Here is a 13,299-nt window from a genome sequence, read left to right as displayed (position 1 = left end):
AAGAAAATATATAAAGAGATAGTATCAATACTTTAATCATAATGAAATTACCAAAATTTTTATTAGGCGATAATACGGACCATCCAGATGATATTTTTATCATACATACCGATTATCCTCAATTTATAATCAATTTAGTAAATGATGAAATTGAGTGGTTAGAAGAGGTAAGAAGTGATAATGAATCAAGTCTTGAGAATGAAGTACAAACTCTAATAGAGGAGGCATCATTGTTTTATGATAGAGAAATGGAACGTTATAGTGAATAGTGCTACCTAAAAAGACAGCGGTTGATCGATTAACGCCCGCCTTTTAATTCATCCTGCCATTTTTTTAACTCTTCCCATTTATCATCAGCCGCAAGACCAGCTTGTTTAGGCCATGTTCCTGGATTGTGTATGCGATATCTAGGTCCGGCATTATTTAAAATTTCTTGTATGCTATCAACAGATGTTATAGAGAGTTGTCTAAAGCTCCATATACCATCATTATTTAATAGTCCTTTGATTTTTGGTCCTATACCTTCTACCTTTGTTAGATCATCTTTTATAGAGTCATCTATCTTCGCTACACCATCTGTAAAGCTTGAAGCAATAATTTCTGAATCAATTACGCCACTGGCAGTTACTTTTCTAGCTTTGATAGTAGTATTGTGTTCATGTTCTAAATTTTTATATTTAGCTTTCCATTCGTTTATTTCAGTTTGGCACTTGCCTTTATACCACCAACGCCAAAAAAGCCATCCTATTAAAAAGGCGCCAAGCATCCAGAAAAAAAGTTCGATTAAATGAGCAGTATTTTGGTTAGAAAATATTGATAAGGTCATTTGGTTATTATTTTACGGTTATTACTATTCTTCTATTCTTAGCTCTTCCTTCTTCAGTTCTATTTGTAGCAACAGGTTCTTCTTCGCCTTTAGAAATTACTTCAATAATAGTTGCTGCTATACCTTGAGAAATTAGATAGTTCTTCACATTGTTAGCACGATCTAATCCCCATTGGTAGTTATTCACACCTACACTATCAGTATGTCCGGTAACTATTACTCTTTTATTTGGATATTTTTGCAAGTAATTTTTGAGTTCTAGGGTATACGCGGTGAGTGTCTTATCAGGTTTAAATTCTTTAACTGCAAAATTGGTATATAACGTTTTATTAGTTATACCTGCCTCTATTTCTGAAGTACGCTCGTCAGAAATATTTCGAAACAGCAATGAAATACCATCGTAATAATTTCCATTATCATCATAACTAAACTCAGATAATACTGCTTTAGGAACAATCCTATCTGGATTAACTCCTGCTTTGACAAGAATATTTTTTAAGAAATTGGCTCTGGAATTTCCAAAATGAATACCTTTTTCACTATCAACTTCTGAGGTCAAATATTTTGCAGATATCAATAGCTCTTTATTCTGATTAGCATTCAAATAATTATAAATAGAATCTTTAAATCCTCTTAATTCATCAGGAATGATAATATCGCCACTAGAGGCATTAAAAGAAAAACCTTTAGGAAAGTTAAAAACGGAACTCCCATCTGAAGCTACAATTGAAAAAGTAGCTTTAGGTACTTGATCCGAAGCTATTGTATCATTTTTATCTGTTATGTGATGTGGGGCTTTTAAGGTATGGGCCGTTGCACATTCACCACAAATACTATTACTCAAGTATTGGTGAAATAAAATGGCAATGGCAGCCCAAAGTATAAAAACCAGAAAGGCAAGCCAAAATTTTTTCATATTTCGGTCTAAGTTAGTTAGTAGTTAAATTTAAAGAAAAGTACCGTTAAATACAAGTATATCTTCCTAATATTAAACTAAATAGATACAAAAATATAAGGCCTTTTAACGAATATGACACAAAAAAAAGCTTTACGTCACTTGACGTTAAAAAATTACTTTTTAGCGGCTTCTACCAATTCTAATTTTTCTAATGAAGTTGTTGTTGTAAATAGTCCGTAGTTGATAATGGCCTTATTTCTTTCTATTTTTTCAATAACGCCAACTGATTTGCTATCAATTAACCTAACACGATCATTCAATTTATAAGTGTAGTTTGCTTTTAGTTTTGCCTCTTTCTTAGCCTCAATAGCTTTTTCTTTACGCACATCTTTAACCTTTTCAAGAACTTCTTTCTTAACTTTTTCTAATTTTTGTTTTTGTTGTTGTTCTTGTTTTTTAGCTATTTTCTTCTCGGTTTTAGATGTGTTCTTTTTTTGTCGTTTTGATTTTTCAATGGTCACCCATTTCATCAAGTCTGTTAAAAACTGCTTTTTGTTATTAGTTTGAAAATATTTATTCGACAGTTCATTAAATCTTCTTCCAATTAGAAGCATTTTTTGATTATTATCGTAGAGTTCTTGAAAGCTTTCTAACTTCTCTTGAATTTTTCTTTCTTTATCAGAAAGATTTTCAGTATGTTCTTGTGCTTTAGTTTGCGCTTTTTCAAGATTAACAGATGTCTTTCTTAGTCTAGTGCGTTCTTGTTGAAGTTTAGATATTGTCTTATCTAAACGAATTTTTTCGCGCTCTACTTTTTTCTTAGCGCGATTAATCAAACTAAATGGGATGCCATTTTTTTGAGCTACTTCAAAAGTGAAAGAACTTCCTGCCTGCCCAATGAATAATTTAAAAGTAGGTTCTAAAGTTTTGGCATCAAATTGCATATTGGCATTGGTTACATTATCCAGCTCATCGGCCAGAACCTTTAAGTTCGCATAATGCGTGGTAATAATACCATAAGCTCCTTTTTCATAGAATTCTTCTAAGAATATTTCAGCCAATGCTCCACCCAATTCTGGATCGCTACCAGTACCAAATTCATCAATTAGAAATAATGTATTTGCGTTGCACTTACGTAAAAAATTGCGCATATTCTTTAATCGATAACTATAAGTGCTTAATTGATTTTCAATAGATTGATTATCTCCAATATCAGAAAGAATCGTGTCGAAGAAATACACTTCACTACGTTCATGAACAGGAATCAAAATACCACTTTGGAGCATTACCTGTAGTAAACCGATGGTTTTTAAAGTAATACTTTTTCCGCCGGCATTTGGCCCTGAAATTACAATAATTTGTTGTTGCTCATTGAGTTCAATTGTCTGAGGAATGGTATCAATATTTTGTTTGCGATTGCTTTCTAATAAAATAGGATGGTAAGCATCTTTCAAGAATAGCTTTTTAGTTTTTGATATATGAGGTAAAATTCCACCTATGCTCCGAGCATATTTCGCTTTAGCCCCAATAATATCTAACCGAATTAGAAAATCTTGGTAAGTATTTAATAGCTCAATACTTGGGCGAATATCATCTGTAAGCTTTTTTAGAATACGTACAATCTCTTCCTGTTCTTCATGAATAAGATCTTGTAGCTCTCTATTCAGCTTAACGGTAGAATCAGGAACAATAAAAACGATACTCCCAGTTTTCGAAGTTCCAAGAATAGCACCTTTTACTTTTCTTCGGTGCATCGCCTGAACCGCTAATACACGTTGATTTTCAATAACTGATTCTCGAATATCATCTAAGTAACCTGAGTTCATATGTCTGCTCAAGGCACTTGAAAAACTTGTGCTAATTTTGGCTCGTACAGTATTAATTTCTTTTCGTACATGTCTAAGTTGATCTGATGCCTTGCTATCTACTTCACCAAAATTATTAATCACTTTTCTAATAATCTCTATTAATTCTTTGGTGAATATTACCTCCGATGAAATTTTAAAAAGAGTAGAGTAGTACTCCTTAAATTTCTCTAGAAACTTTAATTGAATATTTACGGTTTCCGATATTGCAGCAATTTTTAAAAAAGCATCAGTTTCCAGAAAACTATCTTCAATACCTAATAAGTGAATTTCTTTGGTAATTTCTTCAAAATGGTGATTGGGTATTTTATTCTCGTTTTCAAATGAGCTCAAATATTCATTTACTAAATTTAATTGTTCAAGTAATTTGAGCTTTGCAGAGATAGGTTGAATATTTTGAATAGCTTTTCTGCCTAAATCGGAAATACAATAGTCACCTATACTATTAATAACAGTATTGAATTCAAGATCATTTAATGTTTTTTGGGTGATTTTGCTATTCAAAATTGTACTTTTACAAACGCACTGCAAAGTAACTATTTTTACCTCGATTATGAACGTTCAAATTGCCGAAAGTTGGAATACTGTTTTACGTGATGAGTTTGAAAAGCCATACTTTAAAGTATTGGTTGATTTTGTAAAAAGTGAATATAAAAAACATATTTGCTATCCTAAAGGAAATCAGATTTTTTCAGCTTTTGATCGTTGTTCTTTTGATGATTTAAAAGTAGTGATCATAGGGCAAGACCCGTATCATGGAATTGGGCAAGCAAATGGCTTATGTTTCTCTGTAAACGAAGGTATTGCGCATCCACCATCATTGATCAATATCTTTAAAGAATTAGAAACTGATTTGAATTTACCTTATCCAAAAAGCGGTAATTTAGAACGATGGGCAGATCAAGGCGTGTTGTTGTTAAATGCTACTTTAACAGTACGTGCTCATCAAGCAGGGTCACATCAAAAAAAAGGTTGGGAGCAATTTACAGACGCTGTAATTACTAAAATTTCTGAACGTAAGAGTAATGTAGTCTTTTTATTGTGGGGTGGTTACGCGAAACGTAAAGGAGCAAAAATTGATATATCCAAACATTATGCATTAACAAGCGGACACCCATCTCCGTTAAGCGCAAATAGAGGTTTTTGGTTTGGTAATAAGCATTTTTCAAATACGAATGATTTCTTGAAAAGTAAAAATTTGAAAGCAATTGATTGGTAGTTTCATAGGCTTTCACAATAAAAACCTTCATTCTGTACTATTTTTTTTACATCTTCTTCATTAAGCGCATCATGCGCTTCTATTCTGAGTACATTATCAATATCTTCTAAATCAATTGACCAATCTAGAATTACTGAATTTTCATTGAGAATAGGTTTAATTCTTTTAACCTTCTCTTTAGTTTTTATATCGGTTCTTAAAATTAATAGTTTCATAAGGCAATTAGCTATTTTTATTCCAAGTCGTTTTCTTGTTGCACAGAATTATCTGTTTTACGATGTATATAATCGTTGAAAGCCTTTTCTCCTTCCTCTTCCCAAAAGCCCTCATAGTGTTTCCACTTAGAAAAGTCACCTTTAGATGATACCCTCTTTTTTCTTGAGTTATCACATTTTCTTTTCTTGTCACGATCCTTGTCACCACCAAAGCCTCCAAACAATAATTTAGACAATAGACCTATACCCAGAGCTTGCCAAAATGTAATGGTTACTAAACCAAAAAGTTCAGGCATTAACCAATTCCATAAATACATTATTATAAAACCGAATGCTACAATAAACAATGTTATCAGAAAGGCTATGAAAATTACGGTACCAACAATTACGGCTGGATTTTTACTTCTTAGTTTGTGTTTAAAATAATTTTTCATCATTTAAATTTTAATTGATACTATCTTTTCTAATTTTTAATTTTTTATAAAGTTGTGAAACCGCTCTATGTCGTCTAGAAAGTAAGGTCCCTTCTGGGATTCCAGTCTCATTAGACAATTCTCTATACGAATAACCTTCTACATCGATCGCAAGAATAATATCTCTATATGGAGGCTTAAGGCTAAAAATGGCTTTCTTTAATTCAATTTTTAATTCTTCAGAATACGAATTGTCTGAATTTTCGTAAAACGATTCTATAAATTCTGATAGTTGCGTCTCAAAATCATCTTCAATGTTTGTATAAGGTTTGCGTTTTCTTAATGTATCAATGATCTTGTTCTTAATAGAATGATATACAAACCCAGCAATATTATTAATGGGTAAAACCTCTTTACGAGAAAATACCTTTAATGCTACATCTTGAATAATATCTTCGGCATCGCGATCAACGTCGTTTTCAATTTTAGAAAGTACATAAGCTTTTAGGTTATGATATTCTTCATTGAAAAATGTCTTAAGTCGTTTATCGTTTTCTGTTTCTGAAGCCATTAAGGCACCTTTTAAATTGGTCTTCATTTATAAAGACGTACAGCAATTCTTTTATTGCACTTTTTTTTGAAGTTTTTTTTTCGAACAATACTTCGAGTCATTTCTAATAAAACCATTACAAACGAAGTTCGACTTTAAAAATCATAAAATCAAGATTAGAATTCCTATTTTTACAGCAAACCAAATGCGATAGTGCAGCGCTCTTATTCTATAATTATTCCAGTATATAATCGTCCTCAAGAATTGGAGGAGTTACTTGGGAGTTTATCTCGACAAACTTTTGATGAAAATTTTGAAGTGATTGTAGTTGAAGATGGTTCTACCATAACTTCCGAAGGAGTAGTTGCCGCCTTCAATGATAAATTAAATATTCAATATTTCTTTAAAAAAAATAGCGGTCCAGGACTTACTAGAAACTATGGAATGCAAAAAGCATCAGGTAACTATTTTATTATTTTAGATTCTGATGTGCTGTTGCCCAAAACCTACTTAACATCGATTAATGCCGCTTTGCAATCAAAATTCACAGATGCTTTTGGCGGGGCTGACGCTTCACATTCTTCATTTACCATTTTACAAAAGGCTATTAGTTATTCAATGACTTCCGTGTTAACTACCGGAGGAATTAGAGGAAATAAAAACCTTAAGAAATTTCAACCTCGAAGCTTTAATATGGGACTCTCTAAAGTTGCTTTTGATAAGATAGGCGGTTTTGGAAAACAACGTTTTGGCGAAGATATAGACCTTGCTTTTAGACTTTGGGAAAACGGATTTGAGTCTCAATTTATTGAGGAAGCTACTGTATTTCATAAGCGAAGAAATACAATGCCGAGTTTTTTTAGACAGACATTGAATTTTGGTGCTGCGAGACCGGTTTTAAGCAGGCAACATCCTAATACTGCAAAGATCACCTATTGGTTCCCAAGTTTGTTTGTTATAGGCCTGTTGTTCTCGATTATCGCCTTTTTATTTGGGCATAAATGGCTCTTAATTGTTTATAGTATTTATTTCTTAATGTTATTCTTTGATAGTTTATTAAAGAATAAAAATATTATAGTTGCTTTCTTTAGTGTTATAACAACGCTTGTACAATTTTTTGGTTATGGATTTGGGTTTCTACGTTCGGCTTTCCACATGAACATACTTCAAAAACCGATCAAGGAGGTATTTCCCAGAATGTTTAGTTAATTACCTTTTATCTAATAGGTATTCGTTATTTTTGCAGCGAAATTTTACAACATGAATTACGCTAAAAATATCTTAGAGACTATTGGAAATACACCCTTGGTAAAGCTTAATAAAATTACAGAAGAGGTTGATGCCTTAGTGCTAGCAAAAGTAGAAACATTTAACCCGGGAAATTCGGTAAAAGACCGAATGGCTTTAAAAATGGTTGAAGATGCTGAAACTGACGGCCGTTTAAAACCTGGGGGAACCATAATTGAAGGTACTTCTGGAAATACAGGAATGGGCTTGGCTTTGGCAGGAATTGTCAAGGGTTATAAATGTATTTTTGTTACTACAGATAAACAGTCAAAAGAAAAAGTTGATGTATTAAAGGCGTTGGGAGCTGAAGTAATTGTTTGTCCTACCGATGTTGCACCAGACGATGCGAGAAGTTATTATTCTGTTTCAAAAAGGTTAGGTGAAGAGACTCCAAATTCATGGTATGTAAATCAATATGATAATCCTAGCAACGCTGTAGCGCACTATGAGCAAACAGGGCCTGAAATTTGGGAACAAACTGAGGGTAAGGTAACACATTTTGTTGTAGGTGTTGGTACTGGAGGAACCATTTCGGGTGTTGGTAAATATTTAAAAGAACGAAATCCTGAAGCTAAAATTTGGGGAGTAGACACCTATGGTTCAGTATTTAAAAAATACCATGAGACGGGTATTTTTGATGAAAATGAGATTTATCCCTATATCACTGAAGGTATAGGCGAAGATATATTACCTAAAAATGTTGATTTTGATATTATTGACGGATTTACAAAGGTAACTGATAAAGATGCGGCGGTATTTACTAGAAAACTAGCTAAAGAAGAAGGAATTTTTGTTGGAAATTCAGCAGGCTCCGCTATTAAAGGAGTTTTACAATTAAAAGAACATTTCAAGAAAGATGACATAGTTGTGGTTTTATTTCATGACCATGGTAGTCGATATGTTGGTAAAATGTTCAATGATGATTGGATGCGTGAGCGTGGCTTTTTAGATGAAGAAGTTACGCAAGCAGTAGATTTGGTGAAGAACCATATGGATAAACCTTTAGTTACCGTTAAAACAGAGGAGCTAGTTTCACATGCTATTGAAAGAATGCGTCAATATAATATTTCGCAAATACCAGTAGCTGATGTTGATGGCTTTGTAGGTTCTGTAGACGAGAGTGATTTATTCAGGCTTTATTTTGAAGATAAAAACATAGCGGATAAACCCATTAAAGAAGTGATGCGATCTCCTTTTCCCATAGTTAACAAAAGTGCTTCTATAGAGCAAATATCAAAGCTGATAAATAAAGAAAATGAAGCAGTACTTGTAGATCTAGGAGAAGGTAAATATCATATTATAACTAAACATGATGTGATTAGTGTAATTAGCTAAGAACACCAAAAGTATTTATAGTCTTTACGGATCGATTTAAAAGCAACTAATAATTTTATTGGGAAAGAGAAGCTATCATTGAAGATCACATTTATTCTTTATTATAAATATCTTCTAGTGTTGTCATTTCAACATGAACAATAAAGTCAATAAGTTGTTCTTGATTTTCTCTACCAATATTTTCGAATAGAGTATTACCTTCTTTAATAAGTTCATGACCAATTTCTAAGCCTTTTATTTCTTTTTTAGAATATACCTTTGGGTTATTCTTCATTTTAGAAATTAAAAAATCAATGATTTCAATAATTTTTTGAACCTGCTTTCTATCATGCAAGATTTCAAATAGTGAACGCGTACTGCTAATAAATTGATCAATATCTTCCCGTGGTAGTTTTTTAATGAACTCGTTCATGAGGTCAACACTAAAAGGAGGTGATTGTTTTGAAGCGCACGCTTCTTTTACAAGTAGATTTTCAAAACGATTAGCATCTCGAAAAGAGCGCAAAGCTCTTATTCCGGAATTAAAAATTTTCGGTAAATGCCTACCATATTTTAAAATGAGTGAAGTAGAATCTACTAATATTTGAAGTAGTTTCGTTGGATTTTTAATATAGGCGTCTAGACTTTCAAAAGCTTCATTTAACTCATTTCTTTTTTTAATTCCAGGGTAGATATAGCTTAGAAAATAATTTCTGATTTCTGTCACATGTTGTTCTTGCAAAGAAGTAGGTAAGTCGTATTTTTGTGTGAGCTGTTCATATCGGTATCTTTCTTCTATGATTTGCCGATAGGCAGTTATTATGCTATTTAAAATTAACTGATTTGACATGTGATTAGCTACATATAATTTTTGAGTGTTGCAAAGATGGACAATTCACTTAAATTAAGATAATCACATTTCAAAATTTTTGCTATGAGAGAAGATTTTATAATGTTTATTTGGAAGCATCAATACTTCCAAAAGAAATCCTTGAAAACATCTCAAAATGAGAAACTTCAAATTCTTAAGACAGGTGAAGAGAACACGAATTCTGGCCCAGATTATTTTAATGCCCAGGTGGTTATAAACGAACAGCATTGGGCGGGAAATGTTGAAATACATGTAAAATCATCTGATTGGTATGTTCATGGACATGAAACCGATAATAATTATGATAATGTTGTACTACATGTAGTTTGGGAAAATGATGTGCCCGTATTTAGAAAGGATAATTCTCATGTTTCCACACTCGAACTTTCTAAGTTTATAGATGATGATCTACGCTATAAGTACCGTAAGCTATTCTCAAATAAACAAAAATGGATAAATTGTGAACAAGAAATATCCACTATTGATAAGTTCACACTAGATAACTGGATAGAGCGTCTTTATTTTGAGCGCTTAGAGGAAAAGTCAAGAGTAATTCAAAACCTGCTTAAGGAATCAAATAATAATTGGGAGGCTGTATTGTTTCAAATGCTTGCTAAAAATTTTGGATTAAAAGTTAATGGAGCTGCCTTTTTTGAATTTGCAAGAAATACTGATTTTTCTATCGTCCGTAAAGAAAGTAGCGATTTGAATACTTTGGAAGCCTTATTTTTTGGTAAGACGGGATTATTGGATAAACAAATTGAAGATGAATATTTTCAATTACTAAAAGAGAACTATGAGTATCAGTCAAAAAAATATCAACTAATACAAATAAAAACATTACCTGTACAGTTTTTTCGGTTGCGTCCTAATAATTTTCCTACAATTAGATTAGCACAGTTAGCCAAATTGTATCATCAACATCAAAGTTTATTCTCAAAGATAGTTGAAACAAAAGCTATTGATGACTATTATCAATTATTTTCTGTTACGGCATCTTCATTTTGGGATACACATTATACTTTTGAAACCATTGCTAAAAAAAGATCTAAAAAACTTACTAAAGCATTTATAGATTTAGTATTAATCAATACTGTTATTCCAGTAAAGTTTATGTACAAAAAAAGTATTGGTAAAGAGAGTGAAGCGGAAATACTAAAATTGATAACCGAACTAAAGCCAGAAAAGAATGTGGTTATTGAAAAATTTACTGAGCTAAAAATTCCTTCGAATAGCGCACTTCAAACGCAATCATTGTTACAATTAAAAAATGAATATTGTAAAAAACATGCTTGTTTAACTTGCCAAATTGGAGCTAATATCCTCAAAAAATAACCTCTTAGAATTTGTAAAATTTTACTTTAAAAATATTTTTGGCAACCTTTTTGTACATTTAATAGTACCAAAACTGAAAAACCAAATTAATGCTATGAAGAAAATACTGCCATATATAGGTACTTTTCTTTTGTTGTTATCATGCGCTAAAGATTTAAAAAAGGAGGCTCCTTTTGTTGATAATACCAATTATAAACAAGAATTAGAATCTTTCTTTAAAACGAATTTTAATGCTTTAGATAGTGCTAAAATCATTCAAAATGTAAATCTTTCCTTTGCCACCGATATCAATGATTTCTACAGTAAGATTGGATATAAATCCATTTGGATCAACGATTCTGTCGATCTTAATGAAAAAGCAACAAAAGTAATTTCTCAATTTACTAAGGCAGATGCATTCGGTTTGAACCCCAAAATGTATGGAATTGAATTGTTATATACTATAAGACAGCAATTAGGTGAGATAAAGAATAAGAGAGAAAGATATCGTATTGCATCAGAAATAGAAGTCTTATTAACCAATTGGTACTTGCTCTACGGAAAACACTTAAACTATGGTGTTTTAGATTCCATAGATTCTATTACTGTATTGCCCAGAAAGAAGTTTACTTTAAATCTTTCAAATAGACTTTTAAACAACTATAAAACTAACAACTTAATTGGTGGTTTATACGATATGCAACCTAAGCATCGAGCATATAAAAAACTACAATTAAAGTTGGACGAGTTTCTCGATAAATCTTCATTGAGTGAAGATGCCGTATTGGTAAATAATTTTAGGGAAGATTCTATTAAAGCCATTCAACAAGCAAAAAAAGCATTGCTTTTACATCGCTATTTAGATTCTATTACAACAGATTCTATTTACGAAATTGCTCTAAAGAGATTTCAAAAGGATCATGGGTTAAGAGACGATGGTTTAGTTGGTAAATATACAGCTAAGGCACTATCAAAGAGTCCATACGAACACTATGAAACTTTAGTTGCGAATCTTGAACGGTGGCGTTGGAAAGAACCTTTCCCGGAAGATTATTTATTGGCAAACATACCGGCATTTGACTTGCAAATGTTCGAACAGCACAAGTTTAAATTTAGACATAGAACGGTAGTAGGAAAATATAAAACGCAAACACCCGAGATTAGAGATTCTTTAAAGACGATTATTGCGTATCCGTATTGGTATGTACCAAAAAAAATATCACTGAAGGAGATTTTTGTGAAAGCTCAAAGTGATTCAACATATTTTAAGCGAAATAATTTTGAAGTAATTACATATCAAAAAGATTCGGTTGATTATGAAAGTTTAAATTGGAATGAGATAAATCAAGGAAAGTTTAATTACCTAGTGAGACAAGCAGGAGGAAATGCTAATTCTTTAGGATTAGTAAAATTCATCTTTCCAAATAAACATGCCATTTATTTACATGATACTCCAGCAATGCATTTGTTCGGAAAAGAAAAAAGAGCATATAGTCATGGTTGTGTAAGAGTACATGGAGCTTTAAAATTGGCGGATTATTTACTTGAGTACGATGAGAATAAAATGACTATTGATTCGGTTAGAAGTTATATAGAAATGCAAAAAGAAAAACCAATTAAACTTAATAAAAGGCTTCCAATATTTTTATACTATTTTACTGCAAGTGTAGATGAAAACAACGACTTGGTGTTTTTTAATGATGTTTACAAAAAAGATCATCTTATTTTAGAGCAGATGAACGCCATATATGATAAGAAAAAGGTAAAAGTGACTAGGCACTTGGAGAAACCTTAGTTGTAGAGTTAGCCAATTTTGACTTTAAAAGATAGTTTTTGTTTGGCGAATAAATAAATAGGCAACTACCTTCTTTTATTTTTGTAATAACTTCTTTATATCCTTTTTTTGGTAGTGAAGGACACCCGTAGCTCCTACCTAGTCTTCCATTTCTTTTTACAAAGTTTTCGTTTGCATAATCGGCTGCATGAATCACAATTGCTCTTTTTCTAGCGTTGCTATTAGAGTATTCTAAGCCGTCTAAACGTAGCGAATAACCATGTTTTCCAAAATAAGTTTCGGCAGTTTTATAAAAGCCTAAACTACTTTGGTGGCTATTTACTTTATTCGAGAACTTATTAGCAAATTCGAGCCCTGAGTTTCTCCCATGTGCTACTAGACTTTGATGAATAAGCTCCTTAGATTGAATATCAAAAATAAACAAACGCTCTTCTTTTGATGACTTACTAAAATCTACAATAGTTAAGTACTTTTCATTCGCCAGCCTGTTCTCTTTTTGAAGTTGTAAATATCCTATTAGAGCCGTTTTAAAAACTGTAAATTCTAATTTTGGGTCTATTAAATTTTGATAAAAAGTAGTAGTGTATTCCTCAAAAACTTCTTTCTTATCAACCTTTATACTTGTTGAGGTATTAAGAGGCAGTACTTTTACTGGAACTTCTTTAAACGATAGGTTTGAAAGCGTCCATAAAATAACTAATAAAAATACTCCTATTCCTCTCATATATTTCA

14 protein-coding genes are annotated in these 13,299 nt (G+C 31.9%); 6 read left to right on the top strand and 8 right to left on the bottom strand.

The features are described from left to right. The first annotated feature begins 41 nt into the window (after nt 1–41). Nucleotides 42–269, top strand: a complete 228-nt coding sequence (locus tag AC1EUU_RS07485) for a hypothetical protein (RefSeq protein WP_480200791.1) — start codon at nt 42–44, stop codon at nt 267–269. Between the two features lie 29 nt (nt 270–298). On the opposite strand, the gene AC1EUU_RS07480 is transcribed toward AC1EUU_RS07485, so the two are convergent. From AC1EUU_RS07480 to AC1EUU_RS07470, 3 genes are all read right to left on the bottom strand, one after another. Beyond that, nucleotides 299–826 carry a hypothetical protein gene (locus AC1EUU_RS07480; RefSeq protein WP_480200790.1) on the bottom strand — a complete coding sequence of 176 codons (528 nt, stop codon included), beginning with the start codon at nt 824–826 and terminating at the stop codon, nt 299–301. 7 nt (nt 827–833) lie between these two features. Then, complete coding sequence (locus AC1EUU_RS07475) at nt 834–1,742, bottom strand: OmpA family protein (RefSeq protein WP_480200789.1); 909 nt, start codon at nt 1,740–1,742, stop codon at nt 834–836. Between the two features lie 155 nt (nt 1,743–1,897). Further along, nucleotides 1,898–4,093, bottom strand: coding sequence for an endonuclease MutS2 (locus AC1EUU_RS07470; RefSeq protein WP_480200788.1), 2,196 nt, complete (start codon nt 4,091–4,093; stop codon nt 1,898–1,900). Between the two features lie 49 nt (nt 4,094–4,142). Between AC1EUU_RS07470 and AC1EUU_RS07465 the strand changes: the two genes are divergently transcribed. Then, nucleotides 4,143–4,808: a uracil-DNA glycosylase gene (locus AC1EUU_RS07465; RefSeq protein ID WP_480200787.1), complete on the top strand. Its 666-nt coding sequence runs from the start codon at nt 4,143–4,145 to the stop codon at nt 4,806–4,808. 2 nt (nt 4,809–4,810) lie between these two features. On the opposite strand, the gene AC1EUU_RS07460 is transcribed toward AC1EUU_RS07465, so the two are convergent. Genes AC1EUU_RS07460 through AC1EUU_RS07450 form a run of 3 tightly spaced genes read right to left on the bottom strand, consistent with a single transcriptional unit; the run spans nt 4,811 to nt 6,034 of the window. Then, nucleotides 4,811–5,023, bottom strand: coding sequence for a hypothetical protein (locus AC1EUU_RS07460; protein ID WP_480200786.1), 213 nt, complete (start codon nt 5,021–5,023; stop codon nt 4,811–4,813). Between the two features lie 17 nt (nt 5,024–5,040). After that, nucleotides 5,041–5,457: a hypothetical protein gene (locus tag AC1EUU_RS07455; protein ID WP_480200785.1), complete on the bottom strand. Its 417-nt coding sequence runs from the start codon at nt 5,455–5,457 to the stop codon at nt 5,041–5,043. Between the two features lie 10 nt (nt 5,458–5,467). After that, nucleotides 5,468–6,034 (bottom strand): RNA polymerase sigma factor, encoded by a 567-nt coding sequence (locus AC1EUU_RS07450; RefSeq protein ID WP_480200784.1) that lies wholly within the window; start codon nt 6,032–6,034, stop codon nt 5,468–5,470. A 165-nt stretch (nt 6,035–6,199) separates the two neighbouring features. Here AC1EUU_RS07450 and AC1EUU_RS07445 point away from each other — a divergent pair, with 165 nt between their 5' ends. Together AC1EUU_RS07445 and AC1EUU_RS07440 are read left to right on the top strand one after the other, a co-directional pair. Then, nucleotides 6,200–7,195 carry a glycosyltransferase family 2 protein gene (locus AC1EUU_RS07445; protein WP_480200783.1) on the top strand — a complete coding sequence of 332 codons (996 nt, stop codon included), beginning with the start codon at nt 6,200–6,202 and terminating at the stop codon, nt 7,193–7,195. A gap of 51 nt (nt 7,196–7,246) precedes the next feature. After that, nucleotides 7,247–8,608 (top strand): pyridoxal-phosphate dependent enzyme, encoded by a 1,362-nt coding sequence (locus AC1EUU_RS07440; RefSeq protein ID WP_480200782.1) that lies wholly within the window; start codon nt 7,247–7,249, stop codon nt 8,606–8,608. A gap of 91 nt (nt 8,609–8,699) precedes the next feature. Here AC1EUU_RS07440 and AC1EUU_RS07435 read toward each other — a convergent pair whose 3' ends face one another. Beyond that, complete coding sequence (locus AC1EUU_RS07435; protein ID WP_480200781.1) at nt 8,700–9,437, bottom strand: hypothetical protein; 738 nt, start codon at nt 9,435–9,437, stop codon at nt 8,700–8,702. Between the two features lie 84 nt (nt 9,438–9,521). On the opposite strand from AC1EUU_RS07435, the gene AC1EUU_RS07430 reads away from it, so the two are divergent. Next, nucleotides 9,522–10,793: a DUF2851 family protein gene (locus AC1EUU_RS07430; RefSeq protein WP_480200780.1), complete on the top strand. Its 1,272-nt coding sequence runs from the start codon at nt 9,522–9,524 to the stop codon at nt 10,791–10,793. 94 nt (nt 10,794–10,887) lie between these two features. After that, nucleotides 10,888–12,567, top strand: coding sequence for a L,D-transpeptidase family protein (locus AC1EUU_RS07425; RefSeq protein ID WP_480200779.1), 1,680 nt, complete (start codon nt 10,888–10,890; stop codon nt 12,565–12,567). Here AC1EUU_RS07425 and AC1EUU_RS07420 read toward each other — a convergent pair. Then, nucleotides 12,545–13,291, bottom strand: a complete 747-nt coding sequence (locus tag AC1EUU_RS07420) for a murein L,D-transpeptidase catalytic domain family protein (RefSeq protein ID WP_480200778.1) — start codon at nt 13,289–13,291, stop codon at nt 12,545–12,547. The genes AC1EUU_RS07425 and AC1EUU_RS07420 overlap by 23 nt on opposite strands. Nucleotides 13,292–13,299: the final 8 nt, after the last annotated feature.

Source organism: Maritimimonas sp. 2205BS37-2 (assembly GCF_056591755.1).
This window is presented reverse-complemented; position numbering and strand designations above follow the sequence as displayed.

What these genes read in the sequence shown, in the direction of transcription:
- AC1EUU_RS07485 (WP_480200791.1), top strand. Translation starts at nt 42, where the DNA reads ATGAAATTACCAAAATTTTTATTAGGCGATAATACGGACCATCCAGAT.
- AC1EUU_RS07455 (WP_480200785.1), bottom strand. Translation starts at nt 5,457, where the DNA reads ATGAAAAATTATTTTAAACACAAACTAAGAAGTAAAAATCCAGCCGTA.
- AC1EUU_RS07420 (WP_480200778.1), bottom strand. Translation starts at nt 13,291, where the DNA reads ATGAGAGGAATAGGAGTATTTTTATTAGTTATTTTATGGACGCTTTCA.
- AC1EUU_RS07435 (WP_480200781.1), bottom strand. Translation starts at nt 9,437, where the DNA reads ATGTCAAATCAGTTAATTTTAAATAGCATAATAACTGCCTATCGGCAA.
- AC1EUU_RS07440 (WP_480200782.1), top strand. Translation starts at nt 7,247, where the DNA reads ATGAATTACGCTAAAAATATCTTAGAGACTATTGGAAATACACCCTTG.
- AC1EUU_RS07480 (WP_480200790.1), bottom strand. Translation starts at nt 826, where the DNA reads ATGACCTTATCAATATTTTCTAACCAAAATACTGCTCATTTAATCGAA.
- AC1EUU_RS07450 (WP_480200784.1), bottom strand. Translation starts at nt 6,034, where the DNA reads ATGAAGACCAATTTAAAAGGTGCCTTAATGGCTTCAGAAACAGAAAAC.
- AC1EUU_RS07465 (WP_480200787.1), top strand. Translation starts at nt 4,143, where the DNA reads ATGAACGTTCAAATTGCCGAAAGTTGGAATACTGTTTTACGTGATGAG.
- AC1EUU_RS07425 (WP_480200779.1), top strand. Translation starts at nt 10,888, where the DNA reads ATGAAGAAAATACTGCCATATATAGGTACTTTTCTTTTGTTGTTATCA.
- AC1EUU_RS07475 (WP_480200789.1), bottom strand. Translation starts at nt 1,742, where the DNA reads ATGAAAAAATTTTGGCTTGCCTTTCTGGTTTTTATACTTTGGGCTGCC.
- AC1EUU_RS07460 (WP_480200786.1), bottom strand. Translation starts at nt 5,023, where the DNA reads ATGAAACTATTAATTTTAAGAACCGATATAAAAACTAAAGAGAAGGTT.
- AC1EUU_RS07430 (WP_480200780.1), top strand. Translation starts at nt 9,522, where the DNA reads ATGAGAGAAGATTTTATAATGTTTATTTGGAAGCATCAATACTTCCAA.